We start from the raw sequence: 23,384 nt of genomic DNA, 5'->3' as shown, positions 1-23,384 counted from the left end.
AAACTGTATCCATTATTCGTGACTAGAAATTAATTGTTCACTTACCTTCTTATATAAAGCAGCCATATCATTTTCACCATATCCCGCTTGGCTCGCTTCATCATATAAGTTTAATAACATTTCGCTCACCGGTAGGTGAAGCTCACTTTCTTTCGCTAAATCTACTGCAAAGCCTAAATCTTTCTTCAATAGGTTTACAGTAAAACCTGGCTCATAGTTCTCTGTTGCAATAAAACTTTTATAATTACGCTCATAAATTCTACTTTGACCGTAACTCACATTTAAAATATCGAACAGTTTATCTAAATCCATATTATTCTTTTTCGCTAATGTTAAAGCTTCACTCACACCTGCTGTATAAAAACCGATTAATAAATTATTAATCAATTTAACAGTTGTGCCACTATCAATTTGCTCACTAACGTGGAACACATTCGCTCCTAGCACTTCCATTACAGATACAACTTTTTCATATACTTCTCTCGATCCACCAACCATAAATGTTAATGTTCGATTTTCTGCTCCAATTACACCACCACTAACCGGTGCAGCTAAAAAATCTAATTTCTTATCCTGCGCTGCTTCTGCTAATTGTTTATTCAACTGCGGAGCCACAGTACTTGTATCAATTAGTACAACGTTCGAATGGCCATTTTCAATTAGCCCTTCTTCCCCGAAGTACACCGCTTCAACAGCTCGTGGTGATGGTAGACTTGTAAAAATTAAGTCGCACGTTTCTGCTAGTTTCCCAATTGACAAGCCAATAATTCCGCCTTCTTTTTCGAAGGAAGCTTCTGCCTCTTTATTCAAATCGACTCCATATACAGTATAACCAGATTTAACTAAATTTTTAGACATTGGAAGACCCATATTACCTAAACCGATAAACCCAATCTTTTTCATATCACTTTCCTCCTATTTACACAGTATATTTTCCGCGATTTATGATAGCTTTTGCGATTTCCCTCTTCTTCGTAAATAAGTTCGTATACATAGGTACGGACAATTGACGAATTTCTGTTAAAATAGCGTTTCTATTTTGTTCTTCTTCTATAGCTGCCGAAAGAAGAACAATCGTCGCCGCTTCTACTTTGTGATACCCTTCTTCACAAATCACATCTGTTACAAGCTGTTTTGTACGTTCTTTTTCCTCACCATTTTTACTTACTGCTTTCTTCGTACGTAAAAATGCTGATTCCATTACATACACATCAGTCAACATATTTGCTAATACGCGTGAATACTCTTGTTCTTGTTCAATTTTTAATCCAGGAGTTTTAGATAGCGTTTTCAAAGATTGTTTCAACAATTGTTTCGATAATAAAATATAACGATGATTTCGTTCTACGTTTGCAAAATTTCCTTCGTCTTTATGATCTTCTATTTGCTCAATTTGTTTCATTAACATTTTCGCAACAGTTAGTCGATTAATTTCATTCGTACCTTCAAATATACGGCTAATTCTAGCATCACGATATAATCGCTCCACTTCATATTCTTGCATATAACCATATCCACCGTGAATCTGTACAGCTTCATCTACAATATGACCAAGTGTTTCAGAAGCATTCACTTTATTAAGTGCACATTCTATTGCAAATTGAGACATCTTCTTCATAATATCTCCAGCACCCTCATGAATTGCTTCGTCAATTACACCTGCTGTTCGATATGCTGCACTTTCTGCACCGTATGTAGCAATAATCATATTTGCAATTTTCTCTTGTATCATTGTGAAATCAACTAATTCTGTTTGGAACTGTTTTCGCTCTTTACCATATTGAACAGACAAACCGATTGCTTGTTTTGCTGTTCCAATATTTCCAAAAGCAAGTTTCAATCTAGCAAAGTTAAGAATATTAAGAGCTACGTGATGCCCCCTGCCAACTTCTCCTAATACATTTTCAGCAGGAATCATAACATCCTCTAAAATAAGCGTTGCAGTTGAAGATCCTTTAATTCCCATCTTTTTTTCTTCTAAACCAATGGAAACACCTTCACATGTTCTTTCGACAATAAATGCTGTCATTCCTTCATTTGTTTTCGCGAAAACAACATATACATCAGCCATGTGAGCGTTTGTAATCCATTGCTTCTCACCATTTAATTTCCAAGCTGTACCATCTTCATTTAGGACTGCGTTTGTTTTTGCACTTAATGCATCAGAACCAGCATTTGGCTCAGTTAATGCGTAAGCTCCAATCCATTCTCCTGATGCAATTTTAGGCAAATATTTTTCCTTTTGCTCTTTCGTCCCGTAGTATATATACGGTAATGTCCCGACACCGGCATGTATATTAAAGGACACACTAAATGCCCCTGCACATCCCATTTTTTCTGCTACAAGCCCTGAAATTGCTTTTCCTAATTCAAATCCGCCATATTCTTCTGGAACTTCTATACTCAGCAATCCAAGCTCTCCAGCCTTTTCAAATAATTGACGGGAAATTTTATAATTATGTTGTTCAATATTTTCAATTTGTGGAACAATTTCTTGCTTAACAAATTGTTCTGTCGTTTTTGCGATTAAATCTTCATCTCCTGAAAAATCTTCTGGCGTAAAAAAAGTAGTGTTAAGATCTTGATTCAGCGAAAAAAATTCGTTCCATTGCAACTTTGTTTTCTCCATCTGGATCCCCCTATCATTTCGGTCTTCATATTTTCATATGCAAAATTCATGCCAAACTAAAAATCGCATAACATAAGGGCGATTTGAATCGAAAACGTAAAACTGTCTAGACAGTTTTACACTTTTCCAAACAAGTTGTTTAAATCTTAAATCTAGACAGTTTATTATACAAAGTCGCCCTAGAAATCCCTAATAATGCGGCTGCTTTTGATTTATTCCCATTTACCTCTTTTAACATCTGTTCAATTAATCCGCGCTCTTCCTCTTCACGTACTACTTTCATCGCTGCTTTCTTTACTGGTAAAGTTTGAATCATCGGTAATAATTTCTTCTGCTCCATATCTCGGTAATAAAACTCTTCTGGTAAATCTTTCGTGTGTATATGTGTATCATCTGACAGCGCAAATAGTCGTTCCAACACATTGATTAACTCACGAACATTCCCCGGCCAATTGTAGTGAAACATAAGGCGCAACACTTCTTTATCGAGCGTCTTTTCTTCCGTACCATACATTTGACATAATTTCTGTAAATGTTCTTCAACAATGAGCGGAATATCTTGTTTTCTAAAACGAAGTGGTGGAATTTGAATTGGAATAACATGAAGACGATGATATAAATCTTCTCTAAACGTACCTTCTCTAACCATTTGCTTTAAATCTTTATTTGTTGCTGCTATGAGGCGGAAATCAACTGAAATTGGACTTGTACCACCTATTCTTTCAATCTCTCTTTCTTGTAAAACACGTAAAATTTTCACCTGTGTTAATAGGGACATATCACCGATTTCGTCTAAAAATAAAGTTCCGTTATTGGCTAATTCAAATTTCCCTAACTTACCATTTTTTTTCGCACCTGTAAAAGCACCTTCTGCGTAACCAAAAAGTTCTGATTCTAATAAATTATCTGGAATAGCTGCACAATTTACGCTAATAAACGGACCATTTTTCGTTATGCCCGTATCATGTATCGCTCGTGCAAACTGCTCTTTCCCAACACCGCTTTCTCCAGTAATTAAAACAGAAGCTTTCGATTCAGCTGCTTTTCGAGCTATTTTTTTCGTCTCGGAAATGGTTTGGCTTTCCCCAAGAATATCTTCAAACCGAATTTCCTTCTTTTTCGGTTTAGAGAGCAATGGTCTTATACTTACATCTTTTTGATTAAACCTTTCTATTATTTTATAAACATCTGAAATCCCTTCGTGAATCAGCATCCCTACAGCGCCTATCACCCTTCCTTGCTTCCAAATCGGCATGCGATGCACGACTAAATTTTGTCCTTGTAAACGGTGGACTTGATTTCGCTCAGGAACACCTGTTTTTAATACCACTGGTAATCTCGTATTATCAATTACATTTTCAACACGTTGTCCAATAGCCTCTTCCTTCGTTACCCCAACGAAGCGGCTATATGTTTCATTAAACATTTGGATTACACCATTTTCATCGACAATGGCAATTCCTTCATATGCAGTATCAAAGGAAAGTCTTAACCATTCAATTACACGTTTCGCTTCCTTTAATTGCTCATTTACGTATTTCTGATAAGAGGATAACTCAACTTCTCCTATAATTCCCTCTAAATTTCCACTCTTTTCATCCATTACGAAATAGGGTAACTGTACTTCTTCCATTGACTCCATCGTATTTCCCTTATAAAAGAAATGCTCCACAATTACATGTACTTCATCAATTTCACTACGCCCTTCTCTCACCCACTGAACACAATCTAATAATTTCAAAACGCCAATCATACGTTTTTCCTCTAGTACAGGTAGTTCATGAATCGCTGATGCAATAAATAGATTAATTGCCTCTGCAATTGTGTTATTACTTTTCATAAACTGAAAGTCTTTGTTCATCCATCTTCCTACAGAGTAATCTTCTATAGAGTTCATACGTTTCCACCTCTTTTGCAAAGCAATTAGGAAATAAAAAAAGGCGATGACTTTCCACATCAAGCAGTTGTTTTTGCAAAGATGTATCATCATCGCCTTTCTCCGTTGTGCTATTGATCCTCAGATAAAACCGTTTTTGCAATTCCAGTATCTAACTCTTCAAAGTCATGGTACGAAATTGTTTCATACAATTCACTTCTCGTTTGCATATTAGAAAGCGCATCTTTTTGCGATCCAGTTTCTTTAATAAGAGTGAACACACGCTCATATGCCTTCGCTGCAACGCGAAGTGATGTAACAGGATAAATTACCATTTGGAATCCCATATTCGCAAATTCTTCTGCGCTATAATATGGTGTTTTTCCGAATTCGGTCATATTCGCTAATAAAGGGACATTCACTTTACTATTAAACAATCGGAATTCTTCTTCTGATTGAAGTGCTTCTGGGAACACTGCATCTGCCCCTGCTTTTACGTAAGCAACTGCTCTTTCAATTGCTGCATCTAACCCTTCTACACCACGAGCATCCGTACGTGCTACAATATATAAGCTCGGCGCAACTTCTTTAATCGCTTTAATTTTTTGAACTAATTCCTCCGTAGAAACTAGCTTTTTCCCATTTAAATGCCCACATTTTTTCGGTAATTGTTGATCTTCAATTTGAACTGCCGCGACATTTGCTTCAACCATTTCTACAGCTGTTCTTGCTACATTCAGCACGCCACCGAATCCTGTATCAATATCAACAAGAAGTGGTAAATCACTTGCCCTAACAAGATCTCTTGCTCGTTCAGCTACTTCAGTAGACGTCACAATCCCTAAATCTGGTAAACCCTTACTTGCCGTATACGCAGCTCCTGATAAATAAAGAGCTGAAAAGCCTGTATTTTTCGCAACTAGAGCGGCCATTGCATCATGCGCACCAGGAATTTGTAAAATTTCAGGCGCTTCTACTAAAGCTCGGAAGCGATTCGCAAGCTCTTCTTGTGTTGACTGTTTATTCACAACCCAAGCCATTCTAAATTCCCCCTATCCTTAAATTAAGAAAAGATCTACAAATTCATTTACATTCATATTTTCTAGTTTTTCTTCATTTAGACAAGCTTCATGAATTTTTTCTTGTTGCTTACTAGAATAGTGAACAGCCATATTTGCAGAGAATTTTTGAACAACTTTCGGAATCGCCTCATCTCTACGGAAACGGTGACCAAGTGGATATTCACACTCTACATTTTCTGTTACTGTGCCATCTTTAAAATGAACTTGAACAGCATTGGCGATTGAGCGCTTGTTCGGATCAAGGTAATCTAAACTGTACTGTTTATTTTCCACAACAACCATCTTATTACGTAATTCATCTACACGTGGATCATGTGCAACTTCATCTTCATAATCATCTGCAACGATATCGCCTTTTAATAAACCGATAGCAGTAATGTATTGTAAACAATGATCGCGATCAGCTGGATTATTTAATGGACCTTCTTTATCAATAATACGAACTGCTGATTCATGCGTTGTAATTGTAATACGATCAATTTCGTCTAATCTTTCTTTCACTTCTGGATTTAATTTCACTGCACATTCTGCAGCTGTTTGTGCATGGAATTCTGCTGGATACGATACTTTGAATAGTACATTTTCCATTACATAAGACTCTAAAGGTCTTGCTAATTTTAATTCTTGTTTATTAAATAATACATCTTGGAATCCCCATCCTGGTGCAGATAATGCTGTTGGGTAACCCATTTCACCTTTTAATGCAGTTAGCGCCAGATGAACACCACGGCTTGTTGCATCTCCTGCAGCCCATGATTTACGTGAACCAGTATTAGGAGCATGACGATATGTACGTAAACTTGAATTATCAATCCATGCATGCGACAATGCATTAAAGATTTCTTCACGTGTTCCACCAAGCATTTTTGTAACAACTGCAGTTGTTGCTACTTTTACATATAATACATGGTCAAGACCAACACGGTTTAAGCTGTTTTCTAAAGCAAGTACACCTTGAATTTCATGTGCTTTAATCATCATTTCTAATACTTCACGTACTTTTAATGGTTCTTTTCCTTCTGAAATACGAACACGGCTAATATAATCTGCAACTGCTAAAATTCCGCCTAAGTTATCAGATGGATGTCCCCACTCTGCAGCAAGCCAAGTATCGTTATAGTCTAACCAACGAATCATACATCCAATGTTAAATGCACCTTTTACTGGATCAAGTACAAATGATGTTCCTGGTACACGTGTACCATTTGGCACAACAGTTCCTGGAACAACTGGTCCAAGTAATTTTGTACACTCTGGATATTGTAACGCTAAAATTCCGCATCCAAGCGTATCAAGCAACACGTAGCGAGCTGTACTGAAAGCTTCTGCACTTGTCACCTCTTTATTTAATACATAATCTGTAATCTCTTCTAATAATGCATCTTTTTGCTTAATTTCATTTGTTTTAATCATGCTATCCTTCCCTTTCTGTCGAAAACTCGTTATTATTAAGGATGGGTGTCGGTCAAACACCCATCTGGCGGGCGGCCTCAACAACTCCCCAGTTGTTTTTATTTACTAAGCACATGTCGCTCGCCGATATAATTGACACGTGGACGGAACAAACGGTTATTTGCGTGCTGCTCAATAACGTGTGCACACAATCCTACTGTTCTCGAACTAAAGAAGATTGGTGTGTACAGTTGAATCGGAATACCTAGCATCCAATATACTGGAGCCGCATAGTAATCTAGGTTCGGATAAATTCCTTTTTCCTTCTCCATAATCTTCTCTCCAGCTTCACACATTTCATATAATGTGTAATCACCTTTTACATCACATAACTGCTTTAAAGCTTCCTTCATCATAAGCGCTCTTGGATCTATCTTCTTCATATAAACACGATGACCAAAGCCCATAATTTTTTCTTTGTTATATAGTTTCTTCTGTAGTAACTCTTCAAATTTCTCAACGTTACCAGCTTCTAAAAGCATGTACATTACCGCTTCGTTTGCACCACCGTGTAAGCTACCTTTTAAAGACGCAACTGCCCCTGTTAACGCACCGTATAAATCTGATTGTGTTGATGCAATAACGCGAGCTGTAAATGTAGAATTCGGCATTTCATGTTCACTATATAAAACAAGAGAGCGATCAAAGATTTTCTCTTCAAGTTCAGTTGGTTTTTTACCAGTTAGCATATAGAAGAAATTCGCACTATATGATAGTTCCTGAAGCGGCTCAATCGGCTCCTCGTTATTTAAAATGTGGTAGCTATTCGCTACGATATTTGGCACTTTACTTAACAGTTTATAACCACGACTTTTGTTCACTTCTAATGAACGATTTTCAATATCGTTGTCATAACCTGCCAGTGCAGATACACCTGTACGCAATCCATCCATAGGATGTGTTTCTTTCGGCAATGCTTTTAAAACATTGAACACACCTTCTGGCACTGCATATTCTTCTTTCAATTTCTTTTCTAGATTTGCTTTCTCGTCTTCATTCGGTAGATGTTCTTCTAATAAAAGGTGCACAATGTCTAAATACTCTTTTGTTTTTGAGAGTTCAATTAAGTCGTAACCTTGAATCACAATTTCACCTTTTACTGTGTCAAGAAACGAAATCTTCGTCTCCGCTGCCACTACACCATCTAATCCCGGGGAAAATTTCTCTTCAGCTTTCATTATTATTTCCTCCAATCCTAATAGATCTTCGCGCACATAACTGTAAGCCTTTACAATATTGTGAAACTACATTTCTATCTCAATGTATCAGAGTTTTTAGAAGATTTCAATTTATTTTATAATGATAAGTTTCCTATACTTTTCTCGATGTAGTAATACTATTTTTTGAGAATAATTTTTGCATTTTCAACAAAAATCACACATTTATTTCTTCTATTTCTAAACTGAAATATATCAATTCGCCATATAATCCCCATAAAACTTTAAATAACAACGAATCTACTTCATATTGATGTTATGTTTTTTAATGCACAAAAAACGAGTTGTACATATATACAACTCGTTTTCAAATAACCTTTATTCTACTATTACCTAAATATAATTTTTATATAAAGAATTTCCATTTTTAATAAAGTTATTATTTTACATAGTTAAATTCAATTTCATCCATTTCCATGTGATAACTCACCACTAAATCGTCGATTTCGCCCATAATCGTTCCATCAAAAATACCTCCATATGACCTGTATCAATATTGTTCACATCCAAATTGTACAGTTTTCACGATCCTTTTCCCTCCGTAAATAGACGTATCTTCTACATATAAATGGTCTATCATCGATTTGAATGAGACTTACGACTTTGGGCGTAAGCCTAATAAAAAAGCCTTGCCTATATCCCAATAGTAAAATCGTCTATGCACATTTGTATGAAGTGAACGAATATACTACTTCATCATTACATTTAGGAGGGATTCTTTTTATGTGGCTTTCCCCTTTAAGAATTGTCGTCGCAGCTCCCGCGTCTCCTTCTGTACATGTTCCTGCTGTTCATACAGCAACTTCTGACGTTGGCATTGAACTCCCTGCCACTTGGCAACAATTTCAAGGCCCAGGACAAGGAACCCCTTCGTTCTGGCACCATGGAACACACCATATTAGTAGCACTCCGTACACTCCCTATCCTTCTCCCTATGTACCGACACAAATCTTCTATCACTTTCCCTCAATTTATTTTCAAAACTTTTATGGGACTTTTAATATTTAAATAACTATCATTTCCTTCAACAAAAAACACCTAATGCGCCGATTCTATACGGTACATTAGGTGTTTTTTTATGCATTTTCATATAAATTACTTATTGTCCACCATTTTGATTAGCAGGCGCCTCTACAGTACCCCCTCCAGTGGTTGGTGGTGATGTAGGCTGACCACCTCCTGTACTTGGCGGTGTTGGATTCCCATTTCCAGCTCCATTACTTGGTGGTGTAGGCTGACCACCTCCTGTACTTGGCGGTGTCGGATTCTCATTTCCACCTCCACTACTTGGCGGTGTTGAGTTTCCTTGACCATTTCCATTACCTGGAGACGTTGTGTTCCCTTGGCCATTTCCGTTATTAGTTGCGTTATCTTGATTTTGTTCATTTTTCTTATTTTCTTCATTTTGTTTTTGTTCTTGCTGCTGTTGCTCTTGCTGTTTTTTCTCTTCTTCTGTTTTTTGTTGTTCTTGTTGTTTATTTTGATTGTTTTGATTATTATTTTTTGGTTTTTCATTTGAATTAGACGTACTTGCATTTGGAGAAGAGTCTCGCTTTTCACCTTTTATACGTAATTCGCTTCCTTCTTGAACAACACTACTTGGCATTTTAAAGCGTGATTTATCTGTACCAAATTGGCTCATCATTTCTTTAAAAATTTGCTGTGCAATTTTCGTATTCTTACCACTTATATAATCATCTTTACCATCTTTCATATACCCGGTCCACACCGCCATTGTATATTGCGGTGTATAGCCTGCAAACCAACTATCACGAGTAGCACTTTCTGGTATTTTATATTTCGCTAATTGTTCCGAAGAATAATTTGTCGTTCCTGTTTTACCTGCCACATCTAAAGAACTTACATTTGCAGCTGTACCTGTACCAGAATTAACAACAGAGCGTAGCATATCAGTAATCATATAAGCTGTTGAATCTTCCATAACACGTTTTGACTTCGCTTCAAAACTTTTAGATTTCCCATCTGGATAAACGACTTTCTTAACGAAATGTGGCTTCGTATACTTACCGTCATTACCAAATGCTGCATAAGCCCCTGCGATTTCAGTTGGTGATACTTCATTTGTACCAATTGCTGTTGACTCCGGTACCTCTTTACCAAATGTAATACCTAAACCTTCTGCGAAACCTTTTGCTTTGCTCAACCCTACTTCATTTGCTGTTTTAATTGCTGGAATATTACGTGACATTTTCAGTGCATCACGCATTGTTATCGCACCTACATAATTTCTATCTGCATTTCTGACTTCTTGTCCTGCCGAATATTTATATGGTGAATCATCAAGTTGATGGTAAGTAGCCCATTTTAAATATTCAATAGCTGGCGCATAATCAAAGATTGGCTTCATCGTTGAACCTGCCGCACGATCCAATTCAATTGCCATATTATGTCCTTTAAACACAGCTTTATTTTCACCACGCCCACTACCTATTGCTCGAACTTCTCCTGTTTTCGTATCCATAAATGTGAAAGCACCTTGGAATTTCTCATTTGGATAATCAATAATATTTGTATTCAAAAGATTATCAGCGAGTTTCTGTGCCTCCGGATCTAATGTTGTATAGATAGATAAACCATCAGAGCCAATATTTGCATCTGGCAACTCTTTCTCTACCTCTTTCACAACAGCATCCATAAATACAGGATATGGCATTTCTTTTATTTCTGCTGGCTCTTGTAGTCCCTCTGTAACAGGAACTTTTGATGCTTCTTCCATTTGCGCCTTAGAGATATAACCATGTCGATTCATTAAGTGAAGTACAACATTTCTTCTTTCTGTCGCCCTCTCAACATTTTGCGGTTTCGTTGGATCATAATTGTTAGGTGCTTTTGGTAAACCAGCTAGCATCGCAACTTCCGGTAAAGTTAAATCTTTTAATTCTTTGTTGTAATAGTTTTTTGCTGCTGTTGCAATACCATATGAACGGTTACCTAAGTTAATCTTATTTAAATACATCTCTAATATCTCATGTTTTGAATATTGTTGTTCTAATTTATAAGCTAAATACACTTCTTGCACTTTACGCTTAGGTGTTTTATCCATAGATAAGAAATAGTTTTTTATAACTTGTTGTGTGATTGTACTTCCACCTTGAGAACCGTAATCCCCTTTAAGGCTAACTAAAACGGCACGTGCAGTACCTTTAAAGTCTACACCGCTATGTTCATAAAAACGTGCATCTTCTGTAGCTAAAAATGCATTTTCTACTAATTTTGGAATTTCATCATACGTAATATTGGTTCGCTTTTCTTTTCCATATTCATATATCAGGTTCTTATCTTTATCATAGATTTTTGATGATAATGGATTAACAAGCTTTGCTTTCTCAAGTTTAGGTGCATCTTTAATCATCACAAAAAAAGTAGCTACCCCTCCTATTAACCCTACGATTCCAAGTATTAAACAACCAATTAGAAATTTACGAAAAAACGATGTTTTACCTTTTGTTTTTTGTTTTTCAGAAGCTGGTTGTTGTTTCTTTTGAATTTGTCGTCGTTCCTCTCGAGAACGATATTTTTCTGACATGTTGCTTTCTCCTGCCTTTCAATTCTCCCGTTGATTTACTTGAAAATGAAATCACAATATTGTGGTTACCTTATAGATACAATTCATTTGAAAAACAAGCCACTAAAAAACATTCGATATTTTCCTAATTCACAGATTACTAAATTTAGAAAAAATCTTTTATTAGCCATTTCCCCCTCTTTTTTCTAATAATACTTGCCTTTAGAACATAGAATATAAGAAGTAAATTTCAGTTTTTCAAAATATCGTATCTCGTATAAATCATATACCTTTTTTACAATTGGTCAATCTTTTCCTATTTAAATAACTATTACTCAGAAATCAAAGGTGAGATAAAAATAGCATAACAATATGAATTTCGTGTGAACTTTCAAAAAAACACGTTTAGTACATGGTAATTATACTTACTATACATCATCTAAGTATTATAATTCTGCAAAATAGTAGGATTTCAATAAGATATTGTCTTGCTATTTCAAAAAAGGAGATGGATAAACGTGAATCTATATCCAATTACATCAAAAAATTTAGTCGCTGTTGGTTATAACCCTTTCTCTATGGTTTTACGAATCAAACTAAAAAATGCTACATATGATTTCTTCGATGTACCAGAAAGTATTTACAACGGCTTACTGAATGCTCAATCCAAAAGCTATTATCATGATACTTATATTAAAAATTCTTACCGCCGTACTAAAATTTAAACTACTATCCTTTACATACAAGAGGAAAGACAATACGTGATTCAATATTATTATCTATATATGTAATTTCCTTACTCTTTTTTCTACTTACTTAAAGGTATAATTATTTATTTCACATTTCAAAATGTACACATAAAAACGACCTCTTTCAGAAGTCGTCTTTATATACAATTTAACTTTTCATTATATGTTCTAATCAATTTCGATTTCGCTTATTTATTTCATCATATGCTTTAATTTGTTTTTCAAGGCGCCGATCTGCCTTTTTATCATGTACGACAAGAATTGCATGTATAGCCCCTGGAACCCAAAAAATTAATGTTAAAATAAGATTTATTATCGCTTGAAATGGTCTCCCACAAAATAAAACAGCCACTGGCGGAAGAAGAATTGCTAACAAATACATCATTCTTATCAAATCTCCTTATTGTATATTTTTCCGCTATAATCACTTACATTGTTCCCTATTAACATGATAAAAAGCATCCTATTGGACGCTTTTTATTTTATATCCATTCAACTTCCCTATACCAAACAATTCTATTTCTGTATGAAGAATATCAGGAATCATTTTTATTATTTTTGTTCTACCTTGAAAAACTTCTCCACTAGCAGTAAGCAATTCAAATACAGGTTGCTCATTTCTCTTCATTATTTCTATAAAAACTTCATATTGATCAGTAGTTCCATTTATTGTGATTTTCCAGTCCAAATAGTTATCAATACTTACATTAGCTGTGCGAAAATCTACTTCTTCTTTTCTTCCTCCTAAATAAGTAATTCTTTCTAATTCAAACTGATTCATGTTACTACCTCCCTTTTATTACATATTCGACAGAAAAGAAGAAAAACCTACAACATATTCCTTTACTATATGAACAGTAACCCCGTTATATCCCTTGTCCTACTTAAAAAAGTTGAAATACTCTCCGTTCATCTACCGATCATCTCAACTTTTTTTGGCATATCTATTGTTTTTCTTTCTTTTTCTACTATTTCAGTTAATCCAATCGCTGAAATGAACGTTCCGATTGCCTGTATCCAAATACCGATAAGTCCAACTAATCTTTGGTCTTCTTTATCTGTATCTGTAGACCTTTTTTTATTTATTTTTTCCTCTTTTGATATATTGTGAATACCTTGATATGCTTGCATCCCAGCTCCTAAACTTTGCATAGAATTCCCGAATACAATTACCCATGGAATATTATTTATCTCATTCAATGCTGCTTCTACTCCAAAGAACGCACCAATAGACTGCAAAGTATTTCCTGTAATAATAAGATAATCGTTCTCTTTCTTTTGCTTATTCACATTAAAATACGTTCCAATTACATTTGAAATGTTACCTAAAGCTAATAGTTCAATCCCTGTTCTCTCCAAAGATTCACTTCTCTTTTCCACCTGCTCTTCTCGGCTATCTATCTCCTCTTTCTCTTTTATGTTTTGTATATCTACTATTTTCTCTATTTTCACAAGTTGTAATATATATCCTAGAGCCTGTAGTGAACTACCTACAATAACAAGATCTGATTCAATCTTTTCTTCTTCCATAAACCCTCTTGTTGTCCCAATAGCCGCTATAAGGTTACCACCTACTTGAAACCATGCTCCTGTAACTTTTAAACCACGTGGGTTCATTTTTTTCATCACCTATATCAAGATTTCCAATTCTTCATTTTTCATTACCGTCTCCTCATGAAATTTACATCCTCTTTCTAATTCATTTCAAACTATAAAGTTCCACCTATAATTTCTTATTTTATTTTCTATATGTAATTTTGTGCATCAATCATTTTACTTTTCATTTTAAATTTAAAGTCCCTCTTTTTAAATAAGGAGTTTTTCGATAGGTATGAAATCAGCAATTTGCGCTTCTCACCTATGCATCATTTTATTTCCTACTTTAGAATGCGATGGTATACAATACTGTTTGATTGTAAATAAAAAGAGTAACCTTTAAAGTTACCCTTATATTCCCAAAAAATCAGTATTTATATCATTATTATTTTTTAACTTCATTTTTTCTTTCCCTCACTTTTCACATCGATATATATAAACTGCACCTAGTTCACCTTTTCTAAAGTTCTCGTTATCTTGCATCCTGATGAAATTGTACTTATGTCTACAATTAGATTTATCAAAATTGTTCTTTAGCCATTCTTTTAGCATAAAACAATCCCCCTTTATGAAAAACGCATTTTATTCTATACTCTTACGCAAGTTCTCAATTTCATTTTGTAATCTTCTAAATTGATCAAAGTGAATTGTGATCGATTCACTATTATTAGTAGTACCCTCTTGTTTTACTAATAGAACGCCTGTCTCATGAAAAATCGCTTCAAGTTCCTCTCTTATTAACACTTTTGTAATATGTGCTGTTTTAATAGCGGATAAAATTGCAATTTCATTAAAGTTTAAGTTTATTTTGTTAGGACAAAACGCTTCTTCAACCAATGTAACATTGTTAGCATGAATAAACGCAACGAGATTACTTGATTTTGTATCTGTTAATTCCACTTCTTTAATAACATTATTCATATCATTGGTCTCTCCTTTAATCTATTTTTACCTGTAAACTTTATTACAGGTTATTTATCTTCATATTAATTTTATCATACTTTCCTTTTGTAAGTTTATTAATTCGAATAAACAGTAATCCCTACCTAGCGTATTCGTTAAATGAACCTTTTGAAATATAACATCATATAGTGGTGTTAACAACTCCTTGTAAAGCAGGTGAAAATTATGCCTTCAGTTGTAGCGAATCTAGTTGTACAAAATAGTAACGGTTCTTTCAACTTAGGTGACTTTTACAACGTTTCTCCTAAAGAAAACACAAAAGCTTATAATGGTTCTGGTGCTTCCAACGTTGGTTTTATTGTAAATACTTTTAATGGTGTAAGTGCTACAAACACATTTGATTCGGATCTTGCAGATCAAAACCAAGTTGGCACTGCTTAAAGGCACTTCTTACGCCTAGGCTATAACGTGTTCACATAATCAAATAAAATTGCCTAGAAATACATTCCCCTCTGTGTATCATATATATAAAAATACACTTATATTGATGGGTAATCATACTGTATTTCTTTTGCTTGTATTACTTTCTGAACCATTTGAATCGTCCCTTGCGTGTCAAAATAATACAAATAATCCCCTTTTTCTCCTACATAATAGTTCAAATTCTGTCCATACTGTGTATAGGCTGATAAACAGCTAGAATCGATTTTTTAAGTACCTAATCTTTTTCTCCATTTCCCTGGGGCCGAGCAGCTAGCTGTTTTTTCATATTCAATTAAAAAACTGCAAACGATAAAAAGAAGCCTATTTCTAAAATTCAGCTTCTTTCACTTCACATCGATTATATCAATAGTCGTAAACATGTGCGTTCGATAAAATGCATCCGTGCAAGTCACAGTCTGTTTCATCGGATTTATATGCACAACAGTCATATAACTAGTAAGCACATACCCCTCTTCATAATATGTAACCAATACCTCTTCTTCCGACAGCAACGAAGATAATAGTTTATCTTCTATTCTATCTTGCGTTTCTTTAGTTACCATTGGCCTCGATACTTTCAGTTGTTCCCCAAGTATCTTTCCTATACCGAGAAATTGTTCCGACATTACAGTAAACGGAACCCATTCCCTTCTTTCTCTTCCTTCTGGTATTTTTACATTATTCATATTCTATATCCCCCTTAATTATTTGTTTCTACATCTTCTTTAAAAATATTGTTATAAATGATTTCACGAAATATATACACAAAAGAGAACATCCGTTCTAATTATACACGAACTAACGTTCTTTTTAAAGGGGGATATGGATATTTATTCATATTAATTCTAACAAGCAAAAAAGTGAGTCTATCTCGAAAGATAGACTCACTTTTTTCACCAATAATACGTATTTTATGTACATTCAATCTTCACTTCTTTTAACCGTGATTATACTACTGTTCTAATTCCATCATCAATACTAAGCTGTACATTGCAGATCAATAAAATAATTATCCTTAAATCTCCATTGCAATTCTTAATATTTAGATGTAATATTGTATTGTCTTACTATCTATTTATAACTCACACACTAATTAGAATAGGAATCCTTAACGGGTTCCTCTTTCTATATGTAAAATGAAATTTCAAGTATCATTACAACTTTATACGTATCCGTTAAACACCTAATCATTATATTTTTTTGTCAATAACTAATCCCCGCCTAACCCCCTCGCTTTCATTGAACGATAAAGAGAACGCCATAATCCTTTTATGAATAGGAGATATAAGCGGTCAAGCTTATACTACACGATAATATATACCATAAAAAAAAGCACCTCGCCCAGGTGCTCACAATACATGTGAAGGTAACTAACACGTCAGGAAAGAACTTTCTTTCTCATTATATGACGTTTCAATTTTATTATGCATAGAATATTTTATACTTCATTCTTCACTTACTACTAAAAAACAGAAATCTAATAACATGCAGATTTCTGTTTTTTATCTTCATACCATTTATAAAATGTCTATCTTATTTTTTCTCTATTTCTTTAAATGTATCTTTAAAATCTTTATCCGATACTTTAATATCAGCATCCTTCAATACTTCATCAATAACTTGCTGTTTCCATTTACCAGTTTGATCTTGTAAACGTTGTTGCTCCAAATCTTTACGAATTTGATCCTTTACTTCATCAAAAGGTTTCAATTCTTTTTTATCTGTTACTTTAATAATATGGTAGCCCAAAGAGGATTTAATAGGATCACTCACTTGCCCTGCATCTAATTTATATGCAGCATCTTCGAATTCTTTTACTGTTTTACCAGGTGCAAAATTAGGTACTTCACCGCCCTGTTCTTTTGAACCAGTATCTTCCGAATATTCTTTAGCTAACGCTGCAAAATCTTCCCCATTATTCAATTTATCTTTTACTTCTTTAGCTGTCTTTTCATCTCCTACCAAAATATGACTCACTTTTATTTCTGGCTTATGGTTTGCTTTCACATCTTTTTCTGTTACCGTTGCCTTCACAGCTTTCTCAAGTGCAATTTCTGGTTTCATTCTTTCTTTTAATTCATCTTCATTTTTAAGTCCTGTTTGCGCTAAAGCAGTTTTAAAACTATCACCCATTTGATTTTTCGCTGCTTCTACTTGTTTTTTAGCTTCTTCGTCCGAAACCTTATATTTATCTAGCAATGCTTTATTTAACATCATTTGATATAAAGTACGTTGTCCATATGTTTGTTTTAACTCTTTATTTAATTCTTTTTCTGTAACATTCCCCACCTTGGATGATGCAATGTTTTCTGAAGAACCACAAGCAGATAAGGCCAGTGCCATACAAGTTAAAATGGTTCCCATAAAAATTCTTCTTTTCTTCAAATCAAATACCTCACTTTTTTATAAATATCTGAAGATAAATATACATTAGCATTGTGAAATCGATGTGTTTTCTATAAGAATTTCTTTTCATTCCCTTTCTCTTCCTATTAATATATTATTATACTTTATAGAAAAAAGGCTCCTCGCAAAATTTAACAGTAAGAGTACCATCATTACAACTTTTAAGTAATCATCGAACTCCCTACACCTTCACTTCGTTTAGAGGAGGCGGTCTGCTCAATTAAAATGATAAATAAAAAACATAATATCTCTGTATTACAACTAAAATATTATGCTTTCCCATATACCTTCACCTTTCATCGTTAACACGCTATTAATGATAACTTTTTTCCACTATATCCGATAAAATATTCCGCAATCAGCGAAATGAATGAAATAACAATACTCATAAAAAATCCGACTCATAAGAGTCGAATTTTTTATCGTTATTTAATATTTATATGTTCTTCTTTTATCCATGTATTCTTCCCTATATCTACATACCCATTCTGATGATTCCAAACTCGATAAGGAACCCTGCCATCAACTGCACCTGTATCATTTCCGTTTGGTCCATCAAATGTGTGAATTTCATAACCAGGAGGATATTTCGAATAAGCATAGAACCACTGTACATCAAAGTGTTTCAAATATACCCACTGTTTCTCATTACCTAAACAAACCATATCCTTATCAGCGCCACCCCAATATCCACTTAAAATTAAATACGGAATTTTTTTCGTAATGCGTCCAGTAAATTGTGGGTTCGCAGGATTTTCATATAAATTCACGCCATAGCCATCCGCATATTTCGAAACGGCGACACCAATACCATTTCGTTGTCCTGAATTTTCACTACCAATTTGAACCGATTGATTTGAAGTTACAAACCAAGAAAGTGGCTTATCTCCAATTAATTGATTCAAATCACATTTCCCAATACCAGGTACATTTCCAGTATCAGTGTATTGCCAAAGATCACATGGATATGCTGGCTTGTTTCCCCCATAGCGTGGGATCCATGTAAAATCAGCTACTATATTCCGCGCCCCAAACGATATATAAGTGTGATGCCCTACATACAATCCAACTTTTTTAGCACCTAACCGACGCAATTCATCGATAAATGCTTGTGTACCACCTTGCATATCTCCCATCGTTTGAATCTCTATATCGGATACCCAGAACTTAGCTGTTTTATCACCACGATTCCAAAAATCTTGTGCCTCTTTTCTAGCATCTGCGATAGAAACGAAACGGCAAAAAGCATAGTTACCAAAGGGAATACCTCGCTTTTTCATTTCAACTGTATAACTTTGATACATAGAATCTACTGTAGTGGAACCATCTTGTACTCTAGCAATAACTAAATCTAATTGCAGAGCCGCTACATCCCAATTGATATTACCATTCCACTTTGAAATATCTACAATATATCCCATGATTGATCATCTCCTTTTTATTATCATATTCAAAGCTTGTTTTATCACCAGACTATCAGCCTAATACAAGCTCTTCATATAATAAATAAGGGTGGTCTCATCAATTTTAAAAAAAGTATTCTCTACTTGTTCTTCCTTGATAGTTTAAAAACTCAATCTACCGGAAATAGATTCTATATATGTATGTAGTTAACTACCAACTAGTTATAATAGAAAATGTGTTTTCAATAGCTTTTTGAAAAGATAAAAATACACCCTACAAAAAGTTTCCTATAATTCACTAATCCTTTTTAAACTTTTCACATTGGCTATCTCCTCTACATCATTTAAACGCTATATATTGTATAATTGATTTTTATATGAAGTTTAAAATCTTTAAAGTAGGATTTCATTATCTTCTCACTTCTCTTTTATATAATGAAACTAAGCTCATTTCGAAACGTATTATAGATTGTTATTTCAACTTGGTACGTGCTCTTCTCGTATTCGTATGTTTTTATATTTTAGTATTAAGCAAAATTGATATTAAAAACAAAACTATACAACGAATAAAAGAAATGAAGTATAAATAGTCAGAAAATCCAAACTCTTCAACCTCCTCCGATGCTATTATTTACTTCTCTGCTTCCAAACCCCATTGCTTTAGCAAATCTTTTTCATTTCGCATCGTATGAATTCCCCTTAGATGAAATAAAAACCAAAGAGATGAATTCTCCTTATTAAACGAAAATCCCTTCGATTTATCTGATTCTTCATGCTGAGAAAGTTTTTTTAACCACTTTCATTCTAAAACTCCATTTAAAAAAATTCATTGTATACGTAGTATAAACTATAAGATGAAAATCAAAAAGGAGTATCCGGACCATTGGATACTCCTATGTGAATAGAGAGAGGTGTAATAGGAAAAAGTGGTTGAACTCGTCCTACTCTTTACTATATGCTTGTTTCATTTAAATGGTGCAATCAAAAAAGCCTTTGTTTACTCATCTTGTGTTCTAAAGTCGTTGTATAGTCGCTATTACCACCTACTCATCGGATCATGTCCTATCCATTTCTTGAGGTCAGAATCTTCTAGGGAGAAAATATACATGAGTTGAATGACCTATTGAATTCGAGCAATTAAATTTTACTACCAACTGTTTTGTGTTCTATCGTCACATTATGATAAGATGGTCATATATTATTGTGAAGCAAGAAAGCTTCTAACCTACTTTTCAATATTCACTTTTCCTTGAAGAGCACTATTCCATAGTGCTCTTTTTGCATGCACAAATACCTCCACTTCATTGACAGCATCATGGGATAGCAATCAAATTACAAGAATGTAGAGTTCATATAACGTTTTTATATAGTTGCTCTTCTCTAGCCGTTACTAAATATAGTTATAACTTGAGTAATCTTTGAAGAAAAGAAACCATAAAGAAATGTATGATTCTTCCTATCCTTTTCGCAATCGGAATGGACGCATTTTTCATGCGAGGCGGAGTCATCCGCTGTTCTTTTGTGCGCTTATATTTCTGAATCACATCTCGACACAAAATTCGATATAAATCATACATTTTATGACATACACAATCATATTAAATTTTTTTACTTGTTTTTTCATTTTCTAACATGATATTTTTATTGTAATGAATTTCAATGACTTGAACTTTATATGCAATTATTTCAGATAAACAACAAGTAACTTTAGGAGGTTATTGATTTGCTATTAGATGTAAAAGCGTTCGCAAAAGCTACTGGATTAACTGTAATAACATCTTTAGGAGGAGATATTTCATTTGCTATTCATTTTGAAAATGTAAAGAACACAATATCCATGTTTATAAAAAAGATGGCTTACTGTTTGCAAAGATCATAAATAAACTAAATTAAAACTTCATTTCTCTAGTCCGATTTGAATAAAACTCCAAATTATGTACATACTATACTTAAACTCATGAATGACCTCTAATATTTTTTCTCCAATCTCCCTGGAGTCAAGCAGCTAGCTTTTGCTAGCTGCTTTTTTCATTCATCCTCATAATAAAAAAGACATCTTCAACTTGAGAAAATGTCTTTTCCCGATTTAATAAAATAATTTCGGACTATTTTTGTATTGCTTGTACTGCCTTTACTAATCAAAAAAGATGATACACCCGTAGCATTCGTATCACAATTTGTAGAAAATAAAATCGGTATATCACATACTTCATTTTTCATTACACCACTAAATACATTTGCTACAACTTATACGAGAATAACATAATTTCTATAAACCGAAATTAGAGGACCGACTGTTACACTAGGATCAGCCCTTACTGAATCATTAAGTTCATTAAAATAAGTGCTCCATGGCGGTGCAAGTTGAACTTGTACATTTTCTTGTATTCTTTTTTATAACCTCCTTATATATTTCTTGATATAATAATATACAATTACTTACAGGTTGCTTCAGGCATCTACATATTTGTTTTATAACGAATTAAAGATTGGTTTCATTTATTTTATGAGCTAAAAAAACAAGTTCAAAAAAAACAATTAACCTAATTAATTGTTTTTTCGATTTATGACCTTATTTTTGATTTTCGATAGTATGCCAACAAAGATGAATTCAAATAATGCACGCGGTATATATATGAACCATAACTTCAAAATCGCCTTTATCTCTTTAGAATTTGAATCATCCACATGAATCCCCCTAATTGATATGGATTTAACTTATAAAAGGATACAAAACTATCTCACAGGAAAATTATACCACATTTAACTTTAATAATATGAAAATTTACTAAAATCAGTATGTTTTTGTCATTACTTACATTTTCTTACCGAAAAATAAGATACTAAACCAATTACGGAAAAAGATGAATTGTTTTAAATGTAGGAAAACGAATATTATGTACAAATAAAAAGTGAAGGTGAAACAAAAAATGAACAACGTTTCTATACTTTACCTGCTTATAAGGAAGATAGGGTGGAAGAAAAAGTTATATTCACAAACGCAAAATCAAAAAGCAGACAATTTAAAGAAAATGTTTTTTACACCTTGATCTAAAAAATAAAGATAAAACAGAAATAGCAGATGGAAAAGTTATTTCTTGTGAAGAGCTTAAAGAAGAAGCTTTACCTACAAAAGCCAAAGAAAAATTCAATTTAAAAGGAACATCTAAATAAAACCTCTTCAGTGATTACATATAATCACTGAAGAGGTTTTATTTCCCTTATGCAGTTGGAGATGGAAATCTCGCTGCTTCAAAGTGTGTAACACCCGCAGATGTATCAATAACCCCAGCAATACTACTCTGAGCAAAAATTTCTACCTGATCTCCTGCTTCTAATTGAAGTATCGTAGAGACGTTAACTACATTTCCAAAATTTATTGGGCCAAAAAAATCGTTATCTATTGCAATAGCAAAATTTCCATTCACACGAATTTCTACCCTTGCTCTATAATTTAAGTTAGTATTATTTGGTAAAAAACCGATTGTTCCAAGAACAGAATATACCCCTCTAGTTCGTGGGCTAAAGATGGATGTAGCTGGATTATATTCATTTGCTAAATCAAATTGTTCATTTTGGAATAAAACTTTGACAAAAGTATTAACGGGAACATTTTGAGTCATTGTATTTCTCGCTCTAAAAGCAGATGCTCTTACAAGATTATACAGCTTATCATCAGAACAACACTCCACTTTTACATTGACACAAGGTTTTTCCTCATGCTTTTTATCGCATTTTTCATAATATCCATCATATTCGTCATAACATTTACTGCTTTTTTTATGACAATCATGATGTTTCTCTTTGTAACTATTACAATATTTACAATAGTAATAATACAAATCAATCCCTCCTTTCAATCTATTCAATACATATTATGCTAGATAGATTGAAGAAGTTTGGACAAGTTGTTACTACTTTTAATTAATATGCCACACCCCAAACCCTACGGATCTCCTTTTCATCGATGTCTTCAAAGAATGGATAACTGATTGATTCATACGATACGATACGTTTCGCTCCATTCAATTAGTTCTTAATTAAAAGGATTATTTTGTATAC

The 23,384-nt window shown here is 33.9% G+C and carries 19 protein-coding genes and 1 pseudogene; 4 read left to right on the top strand and 16 right to left on the bottom strand.

From position 1 onward, the window contains the following. Positions 1-12 precede the first annotated feature (12 nt). The 6 genes from DJ93_RS24185 to mmgD form a co-directional block, all read right to left on the bottom strand. Complete coding sequence (locus DJ93_RS24185) at positions 13-903, bottom strand: NAD(P)-dependent oxidoreductase (RefSeq protein WP_042983633.1); 891 nt, start codon at positions 901-903, stop codon at positions 13-15. A gap of 16 nt (positions 904-919) precedes the next feature. Then, positions 920-2,629: an acyl-CoA dehydrogenase family protein gene (locus DJ93_RS24180; protein ID WP_042983632.1), complete on the bottom strand. Its 1,710-nt coding sequence runs from the start codon at positions 2,627-2,629 to the stop codon at positions 920-922. Positions 2,630-2,768: 139 nt separating this feature from the next. After that, on the bottom strand, positions 2,769-4,526 hold the full coding sequence (locus DJ93_RS24175; protein ID WP_042983631.1) for a sigma-54-dependent Fis family transcriptional regulator: 1,758 nt from the start codon (positions 4,524-4,526) through the stop codon (positions 2,769-2,771). A 110-nt stretch (positions 4,527-4,636) separates the two neighbouring features. Further along, the gene (gene prpB, locus DJ93_RS24170) at positions 4,637-5,545 is read right to left on the bottom strand and encodes a methylisocitrate lyase (RefSeq protein WP_042983630.1); all 909 of its coding nucleotides are present in this window, start codon (positions 5,543-5,545) and stop codon (positions 4,637-4,639) included. A gap of 18 nt (positions 5,546-5,563) precedes the next feature. Continuing rightward, positions 5,564-7,000, bottom strand: coding sequence for a 2-methylcitrate dehydratase (prpD, locus tag DJ93_RS24165; RefSeq protein WP_042983629.1), 1,437 nt, complete (start codon positions 6,998-7,000; stop codon positions 5,564-5,566). A gap of 98 nt (positions 7,001-7,098) precedes the next feature. Further along, positions 7,099-8,217 (bottom strand): citrate synthase, encoded by a 1,119-nt coding sequence (gene mmgD, locus DJ93_RS24160; protein WP_052109625.1) that lies wholly within the window; start codon positions 8,215-8,217, stop codon positions 7,099-7,101. A gap of 762 nt (positions 8,218-8,979) precedes the next feature. Between mmgD and DJ93_RS24155 the strand changes: the two genes are divergently transcribed. Then, a complete protein-coding gene (locus tag DJ93_RS24155) occupies positions 8,980-9,264 on the top strand; it encodes a hypothetical protein (protein WP_042983628.1) in 285 nt (94 codons plus the stop codon). Between the two features lie 91 nt (positions 9,265-9,355). On the opposite strand, the gene DJ93_RS24150 is transcribed toward DJ93_RS24155, so the two are convergent. Next, positions 9,356-11,803, bottom strand: coding sequence for a transglycosylase domain-containing protein (locus DJ93_RS24150; protein ID WP_042983627.1), 2,448 nt, complete (start codon positions 11,801-11,803; stop codon positions 9,356-9,358). A 497-nt stretch (positions 11,804-12,300) separates the two neighbouring features. Here DJ93_RS24150 and DJ93_RS24145 point away from each other — a divergent pair, with 497 nt between their 5' ends. Next, positions 12,301-12,507 (top strand): KTSC domain-containing protein, encoded by a 207-nt coding sequence (locus tag DJ93_RS24145; protein WP_042983626.1) that lies wholly within the window; start codon positions 12,301-12,303, stop codon positions 12,505-12,507. A gap of 196 nt (positions 12,508-12,703) precedes the next feature. Here the strand turns inward: DJ93_RS24145 and DJ93_RS24140 are convergent, their stop codons facing one another. The 5 genes and pseudogenes from DJ93_RS24140 to DJ93_RS24120 all read right to left on the bottom strand — a co-directional run bounded on the left by DJ93_RS24140 (position 12,704) and on the right by DJ93_RS24120 (position 15,048). Further along, positions 12,704-12,916, bottom strand: a complete 213-nt coding sequence (locus DJ93_RS24140; RefSeq protein ID WP_042983625.1) for a YqaE/Pmp3 family membrane protein — start codon at positions 12,914-12,916, stop codon at positions 12,704-12,706. A gap of 78 nt (positions 12,917-12,994) precedes the next feature. Further along, complete coding sequence (locus DJ93_RS24135) at positions 12,995-13,312, bottom strand: hypothetical protein (protein ID WP_042983624.1); 318 nt, start codon at positions 13,310-13,312, stop codon at positions 12,995-12,997. Positions 13,313-13,440: 128 nt separating this feature from the next. Then, positions 13,441-14,148 (bottom strand): DUF6944 family repetitive protein, encoded by a 708-nt coding sequence (locus DJ93_RS24130; RefSeq protein ID WP_042983623.1) that lies wholly within the window; start codon positions 14,146-14,148, stop codon positions 13,441-13,443. A gap of 330 nt (positions 14,149-14,478) precedes the next feature. After that, positions 14,479-14,679: pseudogene (locus DJ93_RS34000) on the bottom strand (hypothetical protein). 30 nt (positions 14,680-14,709) lie between these two features. Next, positions 14,710-15,048 (bottom strand): hypothetical protein, encoded by a 339-nt coding sequence (locus DJ93_RS24120; protein WP_042983622.1) that lies wholly within the window; start codon positions 15,046-15,048, stop codon positions 14,710-14,712. A gap of 207 nt (positions 15,049-15,255) precedes the next feature. Between DJ93_RS24120 and DJ93_RS24115 the strand changes: the two genes are divergently transcribed. Next, positions 15,256-15,471 (top strand): spore germination protein, encoded by a 216-nt coding sequence (locus DJ93_RS24115; RefSeq protein ID WP_042983620.1) that lies wholly within the window; start codon positions 15,256-15,258, stop codon positions 15,469-15,471. A gap of 386 nt (positions 15,472-15,857) precedes the next feature. On the opposite strand, the gene DJ93_RS24110 is transcribed toward DJ93_RS24115, so the two are convergent. The 3 genes from DJ93_RS24110 to DJ93_RS24100 all read right to left on the bottom strand — a co-directional run bounded on the left by DJ93_RS24110 (position 15,858) and on the right by DJ93_RS24100 (position 19,340). Beyond that, on the bottom strand, positions 15,858-16,199 hold the full coding sequence (locus DJ93_RS24110; RefSeq protein ID WP_042983619.1) for a YolD-like family protein: 342 nt from the start codon (positions 16,197-16,199) through the stop codon (positions 15,858-15,860). A gap of 847 nt (positions 16,200-17,046) precedes the next feature. Next, entirely contained in the window at positions 17,047-17,898 is an 852-nt protein-coding gene (locus DJ93_RS24105; RefSeq protein WP_042983618.1) for a peptidylprolyl isomerase PrsA, read from the bottom strand. A gap of 446 nt (positions 17,899-18,344) precedes the next feature. Continuing rightward, entirely contained in the window at positions 18,345-19,340 is a 996-nt protein-coding gene (locus tag DJ93_RS24100; protein ID WP_042983617.1) for a glycoside hydrolase family 25 protein, read from the bottom strand. Between the two features lie 1,705 nt (positions 19,341-21,045). On the opposite strand from DJ93_RS24100, the gene DJ93_RS24095 reads away from it, so the two are divergent. Beyond that, positions 21,046-21,201, top strand: a complete 156-nt coding sequence (locus tag DJ93_RS24095; protein ID WP_042983616.1) for a hypothetical protein — start codon at positions 21,046-21,048, stop codon at positions 21,199-21,201. 1,342 nt (positions 21,202-22,543) lie between these two features. Here the strand turns inward: DJ93_RS24095 and DJ93_RS24090 are convergent. Beyond that, entirely contained in the window at positions 22,544-23,164 is a 621-nt protein-coding gene (locus tag DJ93_RS24090) for an ABC transporter permease (RefSeq protein WP_042983615.1), read from the bottom strand. Positions 23,165-23,384: the final 220 nt, after the last annotated feature.

Source organism: Bacillus clarus, assembly GCF_000746925.1.
In the GTDB taxonomy this organism is placed as follows: Bacteria; Bacillota; Bacilli; order Bacillales; family Bacillaceae_G; genus Bacillus_A; species Bacillus_A clarus.
The sequence above is the reverse complement of the archived record's forward strand: the minus strand, read 5'-3'. Positions and strand labels throughout refer to the sequence as shown.

Excerpts from the sequence above, each read along its gene's own strand:
- DJ93_RS24185 (WP_042983633.1), bottom strand. The coding sequence starts at position 903 with ATGAAAAAGATTGGGTTTATCGGTTTAGGTAATATGGGTCTTCCAATG.
- DJ93_RS24180 (WP_042983632.1), bottom strand. The coding sequence starts at position 2,629 with ATGGAGAAAACAAAGTTGCAATGGAACGAATTTTTTTCGCTGAATCAA.
- DJ93_RS24175 (WP_042983631.1), bottom strand. The coding sequence starts at position 4,526 with ATGAACTCTATAGAAGATTACTCTGTAGGAAGATGGATGAACAAAGAC.
- prpB (WP_042983630.1), bottom strand. The coding sequence starts at position 5,545 with ATGGCTTGGGTTGTGAATAAACAGTCAACACAAGAAGAGCTTGCGAAT.
- prpD (WP_042983629.1), bottom strand. The coding sequence starts at position 7,000 with ATGATTAAAACAAATGAAATTAAGCAAAAAGATGCATTATTAGAAGAG.
- mmgD (WP_052109625.1), bottom strand. The coding sequence starts at position 8,217 with ATGAAAGCTGAAGAGAAATTTTCCCCGGGATTAGATGGTGTAGTGGCA.
- DJ93_RS24155 (WP_042983628.1), top strand. The coding sequence starts at position 8,980 with ATGTGGCTTTCCCCTTTAAGAATTGTCGTCGCAGCTCCCGCGTCTCCT.
- DJ93_RS24150 (WP_042983627.1), bottom strand. The coding sequence starts at position 11,803 with ATGTCAGAAAAATATCGTTCTCGAGAGGAACGACGACAAATTCAAAAG.
- DJ93_RS24140 (WP_042983625.1), bottom strand. The coding sequence starts at position 12,916 with ATGATGTATTTGTTAGCAATTCTTCTTCCGCCAGTGGCTGTTTTATTT.
- DJ93_RS24135 (WP_042983624.1), bottom strand. The coding sequence starts at position 13,312 with ATGAATCAGTTTGAATTAGAAAGAATTACTTATTTAGGAGGAAGAAAA.
- DJ93_RS24130 (WP_042983623.1), bottom strand. The coding sequence starts at position 14,148 with ATGAACCCACGTGGTTTAAAAGTTACAGGAGCATGGTTTCAAGTAGGT.
- DJ93_RS24120 (WP_042983622.1), bottom strand. The coding sequence starts at position 15,048 with ATGAATAATGTTATTAAAGAAGTGGAATTAACAGATACAAAATCAAGT.
- DJ93_RS24115 (WP_042983620.1), top strand. The coding sequence starts at position 15,256 with ATGCCTTCAGTTGTAGCGAATCTAGTTGTACAAAATAGTAACGGTTCT.
- DJ93_RS24110 (WP_042983619.1), bottom strand. The coding sequence starts at position 16,199 with ATGAATAATGTAAAAATACCAGAAGGAAGAGAAAGAAGGGAATGGGTT.
- DJ93_RS24100 (WP_042983617.1), bottom strand. The coding sequence starts at position 19,340 with ATGGGATATATTGTAGATATTTCAAAGTGGAATGGTAATATCAATTGG.